Consider the following 18,870-nt stretch of genomic DNA (forward strand, 5'->3'; position numbering starts at 1 on the left):
TTAATTTCTTACATATTCTCTAATTGTCTACTACAAATTCCTAAACTTCTTCCACTCATTGCACTGGTACTATTCTACCTGGCCCTAACATAACAGTCCTCTTCCTTTGCCTACCCTAGTAGGGCTGTTCCATCTCTTTTTGGCATATCAGTCATTACCGAATTGTTTTTCATATGCTATCGCAGAGTCTATTTTAGGTATAGCCAATAGCATTTACTTTCTTGAACCTTAAAAACCGTCGCGTAAGTATTTTTTCCTCAAGCGGCAAACGTTGCCCTTATGTCTCCATAAGAGATTGTAACTTCATTTAGGCAGCCATGCATTAACGAACCCTTACGACATACTCTTATGTATATAGACTGCTAATTTGCTTAATAAATTAACATAACTTCCCAATTCATTATCATACCAACCAAATATTTTAGCGTGAGTTACGGGAATATTAATATCCTGTGCATCTTCTATTCCATATTCCCTTAATGTTTCAGCCCTAAGTGGAATAAAACCTGTCCGAGTATGCGTTTCCACCCCTTCAATAACGATTGCGGCTCTATAGCCTACAATGTCTGACGATACATTTTGTTTCTCGCTAAAAACCAACATATCTTTTTGAGCACCACGTGCTGCTGACTTATACACTTCGTTCAAAAAGTTTCTATTAATGACCGGGGTTTTGGTTTCCGCATCAAGTTTCGTATTAAATGTTAAATTTAAAGTTATTAAAGAAGCTGTATTTGTAGGTACCCGAACAGAATCTGCCATAAAACCGATTTCTTTAATTTGCGGCAATATTTCTTCCAATGCTATCGCTGCACCTGTAGTAGTCGGTATTATATTATTAAAAACTGAACGATTTCTTCTTAAATCAGAGCGTCCTTCTCCAGGAATAGCATCCAAAATATTTTGATTGTTCGTCGCAGCGTGCACAGTAGACATAGAAGCCGTGATTATTTCTGAGGTCTCTTTAGTTTCTAAAAGCGGTTTAACCATATGTGCTAAACCCGTAGTTGTACAACTGGCTGCAGAAATTATATGATGTTCATCCGGATTATACTTGTTATGATTCACACCATAAACAAACATTCCACTATCTTGAGGCATTTTTTGTGAATCGTCCTTAATTTTAAAAGGAGCACTTACAATAACCTTTTCCGCTCCCGCCTCAATATGTCCCCGGACACTGCCCTTAGGGCTATCCGCCGGTACTGTGGGATCCACAAAAGCACCCGTACAATCGATTACTAGTTGCACGCCTTCTTTAGCCCAATTAATATCTCTAGGATTTCTAGAAGTCATTAGTATCTTTATCTGTATTCCATTAATCTCAAGGAGTCCCTCTGACGCATCGACAATATTGATTTCACATTTTTTATTAGTATATCCATAGAGAAACGTGTGGATTGATCCGTAGGTAGAATCTTTTGTTAAAAAATCTATCATGTCCTCCATTTTTCTACCAGCTTTTCGACCTACATTAATCACGAAACCATCGAAATACTGCAAGCTTAAATGATTCCACAAAGTTAATTTTCCTATTCTTCCAGCACCATTTATCCCTAAGATCTTTTTGCATTTTAAAAAGTTATTCATTGTGATTTCTCCTTGTAAATGTATTATTGTCTTTAGCCATTTAAAGCCTACATATAGTCTATAGGGTAACTACCCCAAAAGATATTCCCGGACTTACCATCAATCGATATAATGTCTCCAGATTTTAAACTCATCTTATTAATTATACATTCTTTTTTCATATCGTCTATCACTAAATCCCGGCAATTTACAATACACACTTTTCCTAGTTTGCCTGCTGTAACTGCAGAATGAGAAGTTACACCACCTCGACTAGTTACCAAACCATCACATATAAATATTTTGGGTATATCGTCAGGCACAGTATCTGGCCGAACTAGTATAAGGTCATACTCTGGAGATTCTTTTTTATACAAGTTAAGGTCCTCCATGTCAAAGCAAATCTTACCAGTCAAGCAGCCACCATCTGTACCTATTCCTCGGCCAATCAGTTTCATATCTTCAGCTGGAACATTAAAATAGGAAATTCTTTCTTTCGCATTAATTATTTGCTCTCTTGTTTGGAGAATATATAAATCTTCTGGTTCCTCTGATTCAAAAGTAAACTCTATCTCTTGATTACTAAAACCATAGTTATATATTAAATCCCAAGATATTTCTTTAAGCCTTTTGTAGATTTTAGGAAAAGCTGATTTTAAAGATATCTCCGAATCCTGATAATCCTCTTTTCTTTGGTTCTCAGATATGGGTAAGGTATGTACTAAACCTGCCACAATATCCTCTCCCTGGCTACATAAGGTAAAATCTCCGTAGAGATTAATCCCTGGTTTACTCAATTTGGGGTTATGCGTAAAAACTACACCTGAGCCAGATTTTTTTGATTTATTACCCATCACCATTTTCTGAACAATTACCGCTGTTCCCCATTCATCTGCTATTTGTAAATGCTTGCGATAGGATATCGCTCTTGGCGTATTCCAAGAATCTAAAACCATATTAATTGCTTGCTTCAACTGCTTATAGGGATCATTATTTATAAATACTTTATGCTCTAACAATACCACTTTATACTGGTCCACTAGTTCCTTCATCTGCGAAGAATTAAAATCGGCTTTTTTAACTACGCCATATTTCTCCTTTAAATTTTTCATCTGAATATCAAAATACGATCGCTCTATCCCATTAAACATCCCCCAGCTTTGGATAAATCTCCGGTATGAGTCCCATGACATCCAAGCTTTGTCAGGATCCTTAGCCAGATTGGTAGCAATTTCATCATTAATGCCCACATTTAAAAAAGTACTCATACCACCCGGTAAAGAAATAGCTGTTCCAGAGCGGACAGACAATAAAAGGGGATTGCTCTTATCTCCAAATTTTTGCTTAGTAATTCTCTCTATTTCCCGAATATTTTCGTATATTAATTCCTCTAATTCTAAACTCATATAGGGGTGATCTAAAACCGTTTCCATATGTCTGAATACTTCCGTCGTCAGGACAAAACCTGCTGGAATAGGAAAATTATAAGACGTCAACTTTTTCAGGTAATAGGCTTTTGCACCTAAGAAAACTCTATTATCTATTCTAGGCGTTGCTCTGTTGAATGGGCTTACCGTTAAATCAGGATTATAGGTCATCATATTTCTGATGTACTTTTGCGAGTAGTTATCAATAACACGGTGCAACTTATTGATAGAATCCGAGATAAAATTATCTAATTGTTGAATTAAAAAGGCAGAAGAGAGTATCTCTCTATAAAATCCTTCAGATTTTTTTAGTAAGGTTTCCTTGGAATTATCAAAAATACGAGGTACCACTTCTCCAAGAGCAGCATCATAGAATCTCATGAAATATTCATTTATAATCTCTTTAATATTTAGAGCCATGAATTGAAAAATATTTATATACTGTTCCAAAGTAAAGCTAGGTGAAGACAAGCTATACCTAAACATCTCTAAATTTGAATTGAAACTCTGATTTTCCATTCCATCTAATTCCAAACCAATTTTAAACAAATTAAGCGCTTCATAAATGTTGTTCAACGTTTTCGCTGTAATATACTCTAATTTAATTTCTCCTAAGATATTATTCATCAAACTAGATGCGACTTTTTCCAATCTATACATTAAGCCTAAAGCCTCAAATTTAGGCTCACTATATTTCCCATACATCGATGGTATTCCAATAGCGATATGACGCTTATAATAAATATTTTCATACGCTTGACTCTTCTTAGGGTCCAGTATTACGTTTTTCAATTTACCCATTAATAAATAGACTTGATTTAGCGAGTCAATATTATTTTGCTCCGTCATATGGTTTTTTAATATAGTAACTTCCTTTTCACTAAAAAAATTGCTTTTTTCTAGAACTCCCACAATATCAATCGTTTCCAAAGTGTATTTTTCAATTAGCAAATTATTGATTTGAATTAAATAGATTAATCTCTTTTTATCTCGATCGTTATCACTCGCATATCCACTAATAAAATTTACGACTTCCGTTTCGGGTAAAGTTAAGAGCCCTAAATAATCTGTTTTAAACTCCTTACAAGTAGCCTTCATAAGCTTATGCACAGTTGTATAATACTTATTTTTAGTATCTAATGTGCCCTTTAAGTCTGGAGGCAGGATATCACTTAAGCTAAGTGTATCTCCTGTAAGCCAGTAAGTGCCCACTCTTTGAATTAAATCAATATGAGTATTATTGCTTTCTGTATGAATCTGTTTTCGCACAAAATGGATAAGGCGGTCCTCTCTTCTAGCTAATTCATCCATCGCCGTCGTCGCTTCTCTAAGTTTTCCTTCTGCTCCTATTTCTCTGAAATAAACGGGGAAGAATCGAGCCAACTGCTTTATTTGATTATAAACTGGAGCTATTTCCGAATTAAGCAGTTTCGTAACATCTCTTTGAAAAAGATCTGTATCCGAAATAAATATACCGCCCAGTCTCACATTAACCAACAAGGCTGCTAATAGCTTTTTAAAGCTATTGGGTGCTCTTTCAATTAATTCTAACCACACCCTAATATTTTTCACATGGTTTGTATTTACCTTGATTTGCCAATCAATCGTTAATTCTAAATTACCAGGATTTATAAAACCGAAGGATATCAATTTACGATTAAAATAAGAAATCAGTTTTAGATCATCAATATCTACAATTTCTTTACCCAGTGTGGATATACAGTCTAAAACAGTCCCGGAATATTGAGAATTTAATTCTACAAAAAGGCTAAATAATTTATCAATAAATTCATATCTTTCATCATTTTCCAAGCCAATTAAAGAATCTTTTAATAATCTATTCATACTATATAGTAAGTGATTTTTAAGTTGATTCATCCCAGGTAAATGCATAATGAAAAATAGGTACTGTATTTTCTCTATAGACAATTCAAATTCATCACTAAAATGTCTAAAATGATTGGCTATATCATTAAAGAATAAATTAGAGGTAATTTCCTCCCAATTTTGGGAGTTCTCTATCTGTTGCTTTAAATCATCAAAGAATTTAGCACCTATTACTTCACTTACCGTAGATGCATATTTAGATTGAAAAATACTTCTTTTACTATCGAACCACTCTTCAGCATTGGTGCTTTTTTTCCAATAATCCGTGCTTTTTAGCAAAATATCTTTCGTCATTGAACATATTTCGGTGTTAAATTCAGGAATCGCTGCGACCCTCGATAAATAGTTTTTAAAAAAGCCTGCATTCCGAATAAAAATATCTTGGTTGCTAGCCATACCTTTTTTTATTAAAGCTATTACTCTTTTAATAACTTCAGGACGTGATTTTCCTTCTTTAAGCAGTTGATCAATGAACTTAAAGATGATTTTCATCAACTGTTCTTCTCTGCTAGGTCCCATTTTCTTTGCATAGAGGTCTTCAAAAATTCCAATCAAAAAAATAAGTGCTTCTTCCGACTCCTCAATGGAGTTGTAAAACCACAGGTCAGTTAAACTTATATTATGCAAATTTTCTAAAATATAGTCATAGTTAACGAAATTATGATTGTATTCCAAAATAAATTCTTCTGTTCGTTTATTTATACCCCACTTCTCTGCCGAAAGGCCGATAAACCAATTATGCTTTTCGGGTATCTCTATATCTTCATGTCTGGTTTCTACTAGATTAGCTTCTAAAGCCTTAGATTCGAATATCTTTTCCATGTAATCACCCTGAATTTATATCCTTTCATTTTTCAATAGTAATTATCATACTATTATAACATGTTAATTTTAAAAGCACTCATTGCCAAAGTTTACAACATAGTGAGGCCAGTAAAGCCTGCCGACAAAAATAATCACAGCTAGGTGCACCTTGGGAAAAATCCATTTCATACACCATAATCACATTCTGCACTTTTCGCAAATCCAGATTCAATAATTTCGAAGATGCTTCTAATGCAAAGATTACTTGCTAAAACCAAAGACTTAAATACAAATATAAGAGTGTACAAGATGATTTCTTATTCGTAGCTTCAGGCTGAGTCGGAGGGTATTTTTGCTGTATTAAGAGGAGATTAACAGCGAATTGGATTTTTGTGGTTACTATACTGTGAACAAGTCGGAATGAAAACGTAAAGGAGTCGAATTCGACTCCTTTACAAAACAAGCGCTTATTTGACTTTACATTTTCACCACAGAAGTGGATTGATACTCCAGGTATTCATCGTATGTCATTTTTTTATCTATTATGCCATCTGACGTGATTTCTATGATCCGGTTTGCGATGGTTTGTACAAATTCATGGTCATGGGATGAAAAAATTATTGTTCCAGTGAAGTTGATCAGTCCATCATTGAGTGATGTGATGGACTCAAGATCTAGGTGGTTGGTCGGTTCATCTAATAAGAGAAAATTTGCATTACTTAACATCATCTTGGAGAGCATACAACGAACTCTTTCCCCACCAGACAGAACATTGGCCTTTTTTAAAGATTCTTCCCCAGAAAACAACATACTACCCAAATAGCCTCTTATGAAGTTTTCTGCTTTTTCCGCAGAAAACTGGCGTAGCCAATCGATTAGATTTAACTCTACCTTGTTAAAGAAAGCTGTGTTGTCCTTAGGAAAGTAAGCTTGAGATGTTGTAACACCCCATTTAAATTCACCACTATCTTGGACAAGTTCACCCATTAAAATCTTGAATAGCGCGGTCTTTGCTTGTTCATTAGACCCGACAAGTGCAACCTTATCGCCTTTATCAATTACAAAACTGATATTGTCTAAAAGTGTATTGCCATCTATGGTTTTAGTCAGACCTTCAACGGTTAAAAGTTCATTGCCGGCTTCCCTCTCAGGCTTAAATTTTATATAGGGATACTTTCTTGAGGAAGGCTCGATGTCTTCCATGGTTATCTTCTCCAGTAGTTTTTTACGGGAGGTAGCTTGCTTTGATTTGGAAGCATTGGCGCTGAAACGGTCTATGAAATCCTGCAGGGCTTTTCTCTTCTCTTCAGCTTTCTTGTTTTCATCACGCTGAATTTGGAGCGATAACTGACTTGAATGATACCAAAAATCATAGTTGCCAACATGTATTTTAATTTTACCGAAATCCAGGTCTGCGATATGTGTACATACCTTATTGAGAAAATACCTATCGTGTGAAACAACGATTACCGTATTTTCAAAATCCAGTAGAAAGTTTTCTAGCCAAGAAATAGCCTCCTCGTCTAGATGGTTGGTTGGCTCATCTAAAAGTAAGATTTGTGGTTTGCCAAATAGGGCCTGAGCCAGTAAAACCTTAACCTTTTCATCCCCATTTAATTCTTTCATGAGCTTTTGATGCAAGCATTCCTCTATACCTAACCCGGTTAGAAGTGAAGCAGCTTCAGGTTCTGCTTCCCAACCGTTTAGTTCGTCGAATTCAGCTTCTAATTCTGCTGCTTTAATGCCATCTTCTTCCGAAAAATCTGTTTTTGTATAAATAGCATCTTTTTCCTTCATAATTTCAAAAAGCCTTACGTGTCCCATTATGACTGTTTCCAAAACTACGTGCTCATCAAATTCATAGTGATCCTGCTTTAAGACTGCAAGTCTTTCGCCAGCAGTTATGTTGACCACACCTGTGCTTGCTTCAATTTCTCCGGAAAGTATTTTCAAAAATGTGGATTTTCCTACTCCATTGGGTCCGATTAAGCCATAACAGTTTCCGTGCGTAAATTTTATGTTTACATCTTCAAACAATTTACGTCCGCCGTATCTTAAGCTAATATTATTTGTACTAATCAATTATAAGCCGCCTTTTTTTACTATTTTTAACGTAACTTTAGAAGTATAGCACATGGCAAGCATATAATCTATTTCCTGGTAGATATTTCTTAATAAGCTCATAGCAGCCTAGAATAAGTACGTATAATGATAATGAGCCAATAACTCATTTTACGGTTTCGATAAAAATGTGTATTCAATCAGTCAAATACCTATCCCCTTGAATGCAAAAAAACCTTTAAAATAAAGAGTTTTCGTTGTATCAATACTAGGGTCTAAAGACTCAAATTTTATACCTTATCATTTTGTTTATTATTGATCCATACTGATGTACTCATCCCATAATAGTTGTCTGTCCAACTGTAATTCCATCATTCTACTATATTTCGATAACTAAATGGATACTTCAAATACCATCGAACCAGCAATAGTATTATTGCTTTCTGATATTGTTTACCTTAAACATACAACTCACCATTCCTATTTAAGGGCAAGTTTTCATATATGGATAACGTTTAAACCTGAACCAGATAAAGCCTCCTGTCGCAATGTTGCCTTTTGACAGGAGGCTTTCTTTCAATGTGTTTTTACCTTGCTTAGGTCACAGATGCGACAGAATCCCTTCAATTTTACTTTAGTTACTAAAGTCAGAAAGTAGATTGTAGAGTACTTGCGCCATCTGTGCACGTGTTGCGCTATTAGTAGGAGTCAATTTCCCTTCATTACCTGATACGATACCCGCCGCGACGAAAGTCTGTATTGGATCTTTTGCATAGTCTGCAATCGTTCCCGCATCGCTGAAGTTTTCAAGAACACCTCCAGATTTTTCTGCTGGTAGTTCATCTAACACTTGTAGTGCGTTATAAAGGAGCGTGAACATATCCTGCCTTGTTATCTCCGCATTGGGTGCATACAAATTGTCACCAATGCCCTTGGATATCCCGAGTTGTTTTGCTGTCGCTAGAAAACTAGTATAATATGTGTCTCCCGCATCATCAAAATTATCCGTTAGGTCTTCGTTAACTTCAATATCGTAAGCATGCATTAACATCACAATGAACTGTCCTCGTGTTAACGTATTGTTGGCATTGAATAAATGATTTCCGGTGCCTACAGTAATTCCACGTGCGGCACAGAATGTAACTGGATCAAAATACCATGCACCATCCGTTACGTCATCAAAACTCACTTCATTGTAGCTAATAGCATATCGGGAAAAATGTCGCACGGTGAGGTCAACTGTACCTGTCTCCCTATTATATACTCCTCTGGTATGGGACAGTGAACCATGGTCGTTAATATAGTAAACGATTAGCGCCTCCGCATTTTCATTCAACTTTAGGGTGTAGGGAATCCTGATATTTGCAAAACCGTGCAATGCTGAAATTTGGGCTTCTCCAGCCATTAAGGTAAAGTCATATACAGGTCGGTCGCCGATTAACACTTGAGCCTTGTCTGAAAGTGTCGATGGAGCCACTTCGGATATTATGAGTCTTATCTTACTTGATTCTGCCTTGCTACAAATATAGTCTGTGGCATCTTTATCAAAGGAGACAATTGCTTTTCCAGCATTAATGATGACGGTTTGGTTTGTTTCTCCCATCTTACCAAAATCATCTCCGGCAATATCGACTTGAACTCCATTATTCGTAATTGTTAAAATTCCGTTCACAGATGTGCCGCCGTCGTATGTGATTACTCTTATTGACTTACCTTCATTTTCGGTCGCACTTGATGTTCTGCTTGAGAAGGGTATTGCTGTCACTTCATCCGACAAGGGGCTGCTATAGGAGCTATGTCCGGCTTTTATTGCGAAATAATAGGTTGTACGATTTTGCAGTTTGTCTATTGTAGTGGTCGTCTTATCATATACAACTATACTATTTTCATCTGAAAACACACCAGAGCTTGTGGAGTAATACAGTTTGTAAAATGCGCTGTTTACGCTATCCCATGTTAGTGTTACCTTTCCGTTACCAGCTGTTGCTTTGAGGCCTGTTGGTATCGGTGGGTTTTCGTCGTCACTGATTGTGATGGGTAGCAATTTCTGCGTACCTAATGTGGCGCCCCCCGTGGGATTATACAGAGTATAGGTGAAATCAAGATATCCGTTATATATATTGTCACCATAAATTGTGCAAGGAAACGATTTTTCACCATTTTCCCCATCTGCCCATGTTAAGGTACCACTAGTCGCCATGTAATTCGTGCCAGCTATCGCAGTTCCGTTCGTTGTGTAATAATCAACTGTGACAATTCCGTTGGTACCTCCAATACGCTCTACTTTCCCTGAACCGCTATACCCTTCTTCAACTTCCCAACTGCTTGAGATAAATTGAATTGTGCCCGGTTGCAGTGCAATGTATTCGGGGATCATAATTTTTAACATATCGCTGATATTATTGGCAGAATCCTTCACCACAATATAAATATCTTTTGCTCCTGGTGTAAGGGAATCTAAGGCAATTGTTTGTTCTAACGTGTCGCAAGAACTACCGGCAACAGTTGTGTCAATTGCAGGTTCGTCATCTCCACTATCGACGACATCAAAGAAGTAGTCCCCTGCTTTATCTGAAGTAAATTTAACCGTTGCATCTTCGTCACTTGTGCGGGTAACCTCGCCAGCGACGAGCGATGGAGCAATGTTTGAATCCTTGACCCATAATGTACCTCCAGTGCCTGTGTAAGTAGTATAACCATCCTTGGTAGTGGGAACGGTAAACTGGCTGACTGTTATCCAGTTGTTTGAAGAACCAATATATACAAATCGATCTTCAGTTTGAATGCTCATAGCACCATCTACAGTTATTGTGCCTTCAAAAACCATTGGACCCTGTATTGCTGTATAATCACCATATATTTTAATATCGCCGTTTGCATTGGCTCGTGCAGACACCATATCGCTGGATACCTCGAGGTCACCCATGATGGTAAGGCTGCTGCTATTAGTATCCTGTGATGTAGCAACTTCAACCGGCCCCTCAACATTATTGACTCTTATTTCTGAATCTTCAGAATGTACGCCTAAAGACATTTCACTGGGGTAGCAAACGACGTTCAGTTCTTCTCCGTTTATATAATTGAGAGAACCTTGTTCAACAGTCAAGTCTGATCGTGTAGGGCGGAAAGTGAGGCTTTGACCATCAAGGTCAATAGTAATATCTTTGTTAACGATGGAAACTGGATAATAGTAATCCAAGTCTCCAAAAAGCTTTATGGTCTGTGCATCACCCTCATATATTGCTGAGGCTAAAAGGGGGTATGCCGTTTGAGTTTCAGTGATCTCACATATATTGGGGAGCGTGAGCGTCTTTGCCCACACATATGCGCTGTTTGCTTTATATTCCGTATAGCCTTCTTTTGATGAGGTGGATTCATAATCATCGGGGGTTTTTTTTACTTTTGAACCGTTGGTATACAAGTAGATATACGTAGCATCGGGAGCTGGTACTGTTGCGATTCCCCCGTCAATCGTTACTTTGCTGTTATTCGTGGCATATACACCACTTCCGCTATCGGAAGAGGCCGCTACATTTCCGCCAACTTGAACCGTAGAAAAACTTCCTGTTGAAGAAGCCGCATAAACGCCCATTTGATAGCCAAAAACATTGCCTCCAACGCTTAAAGAGGCTGTGTCATATTGCCAATAACTGTCGACATATGTCCCATATGAATTATATGAAAAAACATCACCTAGAACAGTCATGTCGCTAACATTAACATTAACCCCAATACCATATAAGGCGATAACATCACCGCCTATCATGACACTGCTTCTTGTGGTGGTATATCCTGTAGATAAAGCACCAGCGGAACCCTTTACAGTACCATTTACCGTCACGTTTGCGCCATAAGATGCATTGACAGCATATGTACTCGTATTTGTTGTTGTGGAAGTAACATCTCCATCGACAGTAATTGAACCATTACGAGATGCGCTTATTCCATATAGACCACTTACGTTTCCTTGAATGACGATAACACCACTATCGTAAGCATAAGCAGGGGCATCGCCAAAAACATCACCTGCAACCGTGATCACAGACCCGGAATTTTCGGCATAAATGCTGTAACCGCTACTGTTTTTTGCATGGGTAACGCTGGTGACCTCGATTGTCCCCCCATTATTAGCATAGACACAAGAATCTGCAGCAGATGACGAGATATTTAGTTCACCATTTCCCATAAGATTAAGACTTCCACCATCCGCCTGAAGAGCTTTGCCTGTGGCAACTGAAATGGCAATATTATTATCATTCAGATCGATAATTATATCCTTCGTAATAATAATTCCTGTGCTTAGACTGATGTCTTGTAGAATCTTTATGGTAGTAGTCTCAGAGTCTGATGCTGCAGCAAGCGCTTCATTAAGGCTTAAGTAACCAATTTCACCAATCTCGCAGACATTGCTATCTGTAACAGCCAGTGTTGTCGGCACGAAGCCAAATAATAAAAATACCGTTAGCATCAATGATAGAATTTTTCTAATAATTATTTTCATATATATCCTCCTTATCATACTAATTGAAAAATGCAGCTCTTTGCTTCCATCAAGTATCATTGGATTTCACTCTATAGTGGGCGTTATGCCAGTCTCATAGCAAAATATTTCTGCAATATGATTTATCTCTTCTTTACTTAAAGCTGAATGGATAATTTTTATTCTTTTTGTATTATTATCTATTCCATAAGAAAGCATGATATATTCCTTGCCTATGTTCACTCCTTTCAGCTTAATATTATTTATGTTAAATTTAATTATTTTCGAATCAAGAAGCACGCCAAAGCAGGAAATGAACATTTCTAGGTATACTGTTGGAATAGTTTCTTCTTGTCCGTTTGTGGATTCTGATGTTGCAGCCTGGATATGAATAATATTATTCTCAACAATCATCCTTGCAATTCTGAGCTTTAGTATTTCGTGGATTAGAAAACCCAAAAGACCCATTGACAATAAAATAAAGAATATAGAAACCAGCCAAATTCTAGTGGGATATATAGTCATGTCATACGAATTTATACAGAACAAAGCAATTAGAATGGTCATACTGCCAGATGCTGCAATATATTTTATCCTAGTCGTGATTCTATTCAACAACATATCTCCTTTACATAGAATACATAATGGTTTTTGCTAGATAGTTTACTATATCGCATTTAGGTGAAAGCCCCCTCACCCTAAACGGGTGATATTTATATAAAATCCCCGTAACCTTAAAAGGTTACGGGGATTTTATATAAATCGTCTCAATTATTAGATTAACAAAATTTCTAGATTCCTGAATAAAACAAATTAATCAATTCCGATTTATTTTTTACTTGCAATTTTGAATAGACATTTTTCAAATGTGTTTTGATTGTGTTTTCACTAAGAAAAAGTTCACTAGCAATCATTTTGTAGGTTCGTCCTTTTAAAAGCAGAAGAACAATCTCTCTTTCGCGCCCTGTGAGTTCGTATCTCTCAAAAATGCTGATAAATTGATTCCCCCGCTCTGGTTTTGGCATAACAGTAAGCTTTGTTAAATACGCATGATCTGACAATATTTTGGATAAATTGTCGTTTAGAAGGGGTAATAAAATTAATACAATAAAAACGACAGCCAAAGCAATGATTGTAGGATTCGATGTATTGGGATCCATTCTATAAATGCCATAACCAATTAAACCTCCGATTAGAACGCCCAGTACATTGGCTGACAGTCCGATACCAAATATTTTTGCTGGATTACGGTTTAATTCTAGCATTTCACCAAGTATGCTCCACCAAAAAAGATCAAATATCCCGCAGGCTCCAAGCATCAATGTATCAACAATTAAATAACTAATTGGTAATCTATCAAGCATCATAAAGAATAGGAAAGCTAGCCCAATCATGGAAATACCGACAAACAATAAATAGTTTCGGTTTGCTTTTTCTGGAAGATTGCGGATAATAAGAATCGCTGTAATATAGGGTACTGCCCAATACCAGCTTACAAGCATTTCGAGATATGCAAAGGCAGGATTTATTACCTGATACATAAGGCCTGAATTAATGGTGATAACAGAAATGAACAAGCAAAGGAAAAAAAGCGGTTTTGATGGAAATTCATATTGTGCGATAGGACAGGCTGGGCCGTTGTTCATTATACTACAGTCTAGTTTAGAGGCAAAATATATAGCCCCTAATAGAATGGTAATGGATAGTGCAAGTCCGAAATATGCAGAAAGTAATACAGACGTTGCATTAACAATTATCATTAAAATATTAGAATAAATCAATACATCCGCCGCAGTTTTAATTCGTTTTCCTGAAGGGGTTGCGTTTTTAAAAAAATACCCCCACGCAGCTACAAACCAGCCCGCCACAAAGGAAAGCACCCAAAGTAAAAACGGGAGAAGATTCATAAGAGGAAAGAAAAAAGCAATGCTTCCAACTATGCAAATAAAGGTAGAATATAAGATCACTTTCTTTGCAGCTGCTATATTGAGTATAAAGAACCCACAAGAAAAAAGGCCCAGCATATGAGCTGTAATTGCTCCTAGAATCATCTTGCTAGAATCCATTGAGTATTGCTCTACCAAAGTATGTAAAACTTGTCCTTCGAAAGGAAATGACAATACCCAGGCAGAAAACAACGAAAATACGATTATCGACAGGTTGTGCTGCTTATTCAAGTGAGATTTTTTTAAATTAGTATATGCCATTAGTATTACTCTTTTCATTGCCGACTTAGAATTTCAGTCTCAGTATATTAAATACTATGGAAAAATTCAAACCCATATGGCTTATATAAACCGTAATTCCTGTGATACAAAAATCCCTTTGGGTTGATATGATGCCTCCAAAGTAGACAGCCTAATTAATCAAAATTAGACAAATCTACTTTGGAGGTTTTTATATGGGAAGAATATGCAAGTACAGCAAAGAGGAAAAAATTAAGGCATGCCAAGATTATAACAGCGACAAAGGTAGCTTTAGTAGCATTGCAGACAGCATCGGCACAGATCCGTCGGTCGTACGCGAATGGTATCTTCGATATAATGAACACGGAGAAGAAGCATTCAATCATTCTCCTGCAAACCAGTCCTATTCTAAGGAGTTCAAGCAATCGATTGTCAATTTGTACTGTTCAGGTGAATATTCATTAGCTGATTTAGGTGCCAAATATAAAATTTCTACTTGGACAATACGTCGGTGGATGAAAAAGCATTATAATAGTGTAGAACAAAAAGATTATTTACCCAAACCGGAGGTCTACACCATGATATCCAAGAAAACAACATTTGAAGAGAGATTGGTAATCGTCAAATGGGTTATTGACAATGACATGAACTATAAGGAAGCTGCCAGCATATATGCAGTCAAATACTCTCTTGTCTACAGTTGGGTCCAGAAGTATCTGAAAGATGGTGTGAGTGGACTTGAGCATAAGAAACGTGGACCTAAGCCTAAAAGTAAATTGGATGAAAGTAGCATGAGTGAGACTGAGAAACTGAAATATGAGTTGGAGCGAGAAAAAGCACTGAGGAAAAAGGCGGAATTCAGACTCGAGCTTCTTAAAAAAAAAGAGGAAATCGAAAAGAAGCTTCGCTCTCGAAAGTGAGACAAGAACCAAGTTACCTTACAGTGGATTATTATCATGAGCTGGACTACCCAGTAAGGACAATCTGTGAAGAGCTTGGTATAGCTAGAAGCGCTTACTATAAGCATAAGAACAGAGTCAAACCCGAAAAGGAAAAGCAGGATGAACTACTCTGTACACTTATTCTAGAATATCATGCTACCTACGACGGCATATTGGGTTATAGACGTATGACAATGTTTATCAATAGGCTTAATCAGACATCCTATTCGGAAGGATATATTCATCGTCTGATGTCGTATCTTGGAATTACTGCAAGGATCCGGAGAAAGAAAGTCAACCGCAAAAGAGTCAAACCTGATTACGTCAAAGAGAACATTCTCGCCAGAGACTTCGCGTCAGAAAAGCCTAATGAGAAATGGCTGACGGATGTCACAGAATTCTCGATTCCTGGTGATGGCAAAAAGCTATATCTCAGTCCAATAATGGATCTTTATGATAACAGCATAGTGGAGTATGAACTGTCTTTCAAAAACAACAATCAACTGGTATTCAAGATGTTTGATAGAGCGGTATTAAATAATCCAGAAGCTAAGCCAATATTTCATAGCGACAGGGGGTTTCAATATACCAACAATAATTTCAGAAGCAAGATTGATGACGCCAATATGCAGCAAAGCATGTCGCGCATTGGTAAGTGTATTGATAATGGTCCAATGGAGGGCTTCTTCGGTACATTAAAAACAGAGATATTTTATGGAAAGAAATTCAGTTCCATGGAAGATTTGATTCATAAAGTCAAGAATTACATAACGTTCTACAATGATAAAAGGTTTCAGAAACGACTGAAGTGCTTGACTCCGAGAGGGTGTAAAATAATTGGTGTAAACTCCTGAGATTGTATAAACTAAATCTATCTTCAAGGAGGAACACTATAATGGCCCAGAAAAAACTCATCGACAAACAACTGATCCGCGAACTCATGAAAGAAGGCGAGCTTAAGGATGTCAAAGACATCCAGTCCCTACTAAAAGCACAATTCAAAGACATCATGCAAGAAATGCTGGAAGCTGAACTGGATCATGAACTCGGATATAGCAAGTATGACTATAAGAACAAGGATACTACAAACAGCCGTAACGGCATTCGTTCTAAAAAGGTTCGTTCCGATTATGGAGAAATGGAAATTGACATACCTAGAGACCGTAATGGGGATTTTGAACCTGTAATCATTAAGAAAAACCAACGTGATGTTTCAAGTATTGATGACCAGGTCATAAGCATGTATGCCAAAGGGATGACTGTCAGAGACATTCAGGATCATCTACATAACCTTTACGGAATTGATGTATCACCAACCATGATTTCACAGATTACTGAGAAAATATTACCTGTAATAAAGGAATGGCAGCAACGCCCACTACAAGAGGTTTATGCCCACCTAATCATGGATGCCATCCACTACAAAGTCCGTCAGGATGGAAAGATAGTCAACAAAGCAGTCTACATCATACTAGGTATTGATTTGGACGGTAAAAAGGACGTTGTAGGTATGTGGGTCGGAGAAAATGAGACCAGTAAATTTTGGCTTAAAGTGTTAACTGATTTGCAGCATCGTGGTGTTAAGGATGTGCTGATAGTGTCTATCGATGGACTGAATGGCTTTAAAGAAGCAATACAGGCTGTTTATCCAGACACCAGAATTCAGCGGTGCATCGTTCATATGATTCGCAATTCAACGAAATACCTGTCCTGGAAGGACCGTAAAGCATTCGTCAATGATCTTAAACCAATCTACAAAGCAATCAACGAAGATTCCGCTTTGAACGCTCTACAAGATTTAGAAGACAAGTGGGGCGAGAAGTATTATATCGCGGTAAAACCTTGGAAAGACAACTGGGATGAAGTAGCAACAATGTTCGAGTATCCGGCTGAAATCAGAAGGATGATATACACAACAAACGCCATCGAAAGCTTTAACCGCCAGCTACGCAAAGTCACGAAATCCAAGAGTGTGTTTCCAACCGATGATGCCCTGTTGAAAATGCTGTATCTGGCAATGATTGATATAACCAAGAAATGGACTATGAGGACTCGGGACTGGGGTAAAATTATTAATCAGCTAGCAATTCACTTCGAGGGACGTATTTGACCTTCCACGAATTGAGTTAAGAAAAATCTTTAAGGAAGTTTACACCAATTTCTTGACAGACTCGACTCCGATAGAATATCGGGACCAAGCACTCTCAGCATAAATTTTGATTTAATTAACTGTCTACTTGACACGAACCAGTTCAGGTCCAAAGAGATTTTCATTGTATCAATATTTGAGTTTACATCTATCTAAAGACTTATATTTTGAAATAATTTGGCAATACTAAGTTACGCTTAACTGTATGCATCGAATAATTTGGTTCCCCTTTGCTATCGCCCCATGGTTACACATATCTGGAAAGATTAACATTGGTAAAATCATTTATTTATGCTGCCCCCTCTCCCCCACAATCCCTACATCTACGTTCTCATCTAAGCATGTGATTAGAAACTACCCTAGGTCTGCATCTGCAAACAAAATTCTTACTGTATATATTGTTGGCATGTGTAGTTTTCGAGTTCATATGATACTATCACCTCTCATCAATATAGATTGTTCGGTTTCAGGTATCCTTACACTGCACTCACCTATTCACTCCATCGCCACTTCACTCCTTAGTTCTTCTCTAAATTAAGTCGTACTAAAAGTGCACCTCAAATGTTGGCCTATCCTCCCACATTTATGGTGCACTTCAATTTGTTTAGTACATTTTTTTGTGAAGTTACTCGGCGTCATAGTCGAATTGCCATTCGATGCCAAATTGGTCTCGAACGATTCCAAAGAGTACCGACCAGAAGGTTTTCTCAAGAGGCATAAGCACTGTACCATCCTTGCTCAAAATCTCAAATACACGCTTTAATTCTTTGGGATCATGCCACGTTACGATTAAACTAATATTGTCTCCTATGGTATGCTCTTGGCCTGGCATAGCATCCGACACCATGATGAGACTGCCGTAAGCAGAGAAGCTCCCATGCATTACTAGGTCTTTCATCTCCTCGGGAATGGGAAACTTTGGGTCTGGTGGCATTTCAGCGAATGACATAATATCGGGTTCTGTTTTGAACAGGTTGGCATAATAATTCAGTGCCTCGCGGCAATTACCATTAAACTTAACATACGCACCTACTGTCATAATCTTTCTCCCCTCAAAATATCTCTGTTTTCATTATACTACTACTGCATCATAGGGAAAAATACAAGAAAGCGGGATATCAAAATCAGTGACTAGAAACGGACTTAAATTTACCAGGTATCAGTCATAACCCATTTTCTATATAAATTTACTTGGTAATATGAACTAGGAGCCGGCAGTTTCAGATGTATCTCATTAGATTGGTTAATGTTCGGTAGTAGAGATTCATATCAAAGTACTTGCGGCCGGTCTGTTATTTCTTATCATTTTCCATTATTAAAGCAAATAAATAAGATATAACTGAGGCCCCATTTGGGAAGATGCGAA

At 37.3% G+C, this 18,870-nt stretch carries 10 protein-coding genes; 3 read left to right on the plus strand and 7 right to left on the minus strand.

The genetic code is table 11. The features are described from left to right. Positions 1-333: 333 nt before the first annotated feature. From JR334_07290 to JR334_07315, 6 genes are all read right to left on the minus strand, one after another. Entirely contained in the window at positions 334-1,590 is a 1,257-nt protein-coding gene (locus JR334_07290; protein ID QRN84791.1) for a glyceraldehyde-3-phosphate dehydrogenase, read from the minus strand. A 47-nt stretch (positions 1,591-1,637) separates the two neighbouring features. Continuing rightward, positions 1,638-5,705 (minus strand): pyruvate phosphate dikinase, encoded by a 4,068-nt coding sequence (locus tag JR334_07295; protein ID QRN84792.1) that lies wholly within the window; start codon positions 5,703-5,705, stop codon positions 1,638-1,640. Between the two features lie 459 nt (positions 5,706-6,164). Beyond that, positions 6,165-7,769 (minus strand): ATP-binding cassette domain-containing protein, encoded by a 1,605-nt coding sequence (locus JR334_07300; GenBank protein ID QRN84793.1) that lies wholly within the window; start codon positions 7,767-7,769, stop codon positions 6,165-6,167. Between the two features lie 613 nt (positions 7,770-8,382). Further along, a complete protein-coding gene (locus tag JR334_07305; protein QRN84794.1) occupies positions 8,383-12,249 on the minus strand; it encodes an S-layer homology domain-containing protein in 3,867 nt (1,288 codons plus the stop codon). Between the two features lie 66 nt (positions 12,250-12,315). Beyond that, positions 12,316-12,843, minus strand: coding sequence for a hypothetical protein (locus JR334_07310; GenBank protein QRN84795.1), 528 nt, complete (start codon positions 12,841-12,843; stop codon positions 12,316-12,318). Between the two features lie 176 nt (positions 12,844-13,019). Then, on the minus strand, positions 13,020-14,435 hold the full coding sequence (locus tag JR334_07315) for a LuxR family transcriptional regulator (protein ID QRN86883.1): 1,416 nt from the start codon (positions 14,433-14,435) through the stop codon (positions 13,020-13,022). Positions 14,436-14,629: 194 nt separating this feature from the next. On the opposite strand from JR334_07315, the gene JR334_07320 reads away from it, so the two are divergent. From JR334_07320 to JR334_07330, 3 genes are read left to right on the plus strand one after another with little or no spacing between them, the layout of a single operon-like run. Further along, entirely contained in the window at positions 14,630-15,334 is a 705-nt protein-coding gene (locus JR334_07320) for a transposase (GenBank protein ID QRN84796.1), read from the plus strand. Next, entirely contained in the window at positions 15,331-16,209 is an 879-nt protein-coding gene (locus JR334_07325; GenBank protein QRN84797.1) for an IS3 family transposase, read from the plus strand. The genes JR334_07320 and JR334_07325 overlap by 4 nt, the downstream gene beginning before the upstream one ends. A gap of 41 nt (positions 16,210-16,250) precedes the next feature. Beyond that, on the plus strand, positions 16,251-17,465 hold the full coding sequence (locus JR334_07330; protein QRN84798.1) for an IS256 family transposase: 1,215 nt from the start codon (positions 16,251-16,253) through the stop codon (positions 17,463-17,465). Positions 17,466-18,129: 664 nt separating this feature from the next. Here JR334_07330 and JR334_07335 read toward each other — a convergent pair. Beyond that, positions 18,130-18,543, minus strand: a complete 414-nt coding sequence (locus JR334_07335; GenBank protein ID QRN84799.1) for a VOC family protein — start codon at positions 18,541-18,543, stop codon at positions 18,130-18,132. Between the last annotated feature and the right edge of the window lie 327 nt (positions 18,544-18,870).

The organism is Clostridia bacterium (assembly GCA_016887505.1).
GTDB lineage: Bacteria > Bacillota > TC1 > TC1 > UBA5767 > UBA5767.

Excerpts from the sequence above, each read along its gene's own strand:
- JR334_07290 (QRN84791.1), bottom strand. The coding sequence starts at position 1,590 with ATGAATAACTTTTTAAAATGCAAAAAGATCTTAGGGATAAATGGTGCT.
- JR334_07335 (QRN84799.1), bottom strand. The coding sequence starts at position 18,543 with ATGACAGTAGGTGCGTATGTTAAGTTTAATGGTAATTGCCGCGAGGCA.
- JR334_07330 (QRN84798.1), top strand. The coding sequence starts at position 16,251 with ATGGCCCAGAAAAAACTCATCGACAAACAACTGATCCGCGAACTCATG.
- JR334_07305 (QRN84794.1), bottom strand. The coding sequence starts at position 12,249 with ATGAAAATAATTATTAGAAAAATTCTATCATTGATGCTAACGGTATTT.
- JR334_07320 (QRN84796.1), top strand. The coding sequence starts at position 14,630 with ATGGGAAGAATATGCAAGTACAGCAAAGAGGAAAAAATTAAGGCATGC.
- JR334_07315 (QRN86883.1), bottom strand. The coding sequence starts at position 14,435 with ATGGCATATACTAATTTAAAAAAATCTCACTTGAATAAGCAGCACAAC.
- JR334_07295 (QRN84792.1), bottom strand. The coding sequence starts at position 5,705 with ATGGAAAAGATATTCGAATCTAAGGCTTTAGAAGCTAATCTAGTAGAA.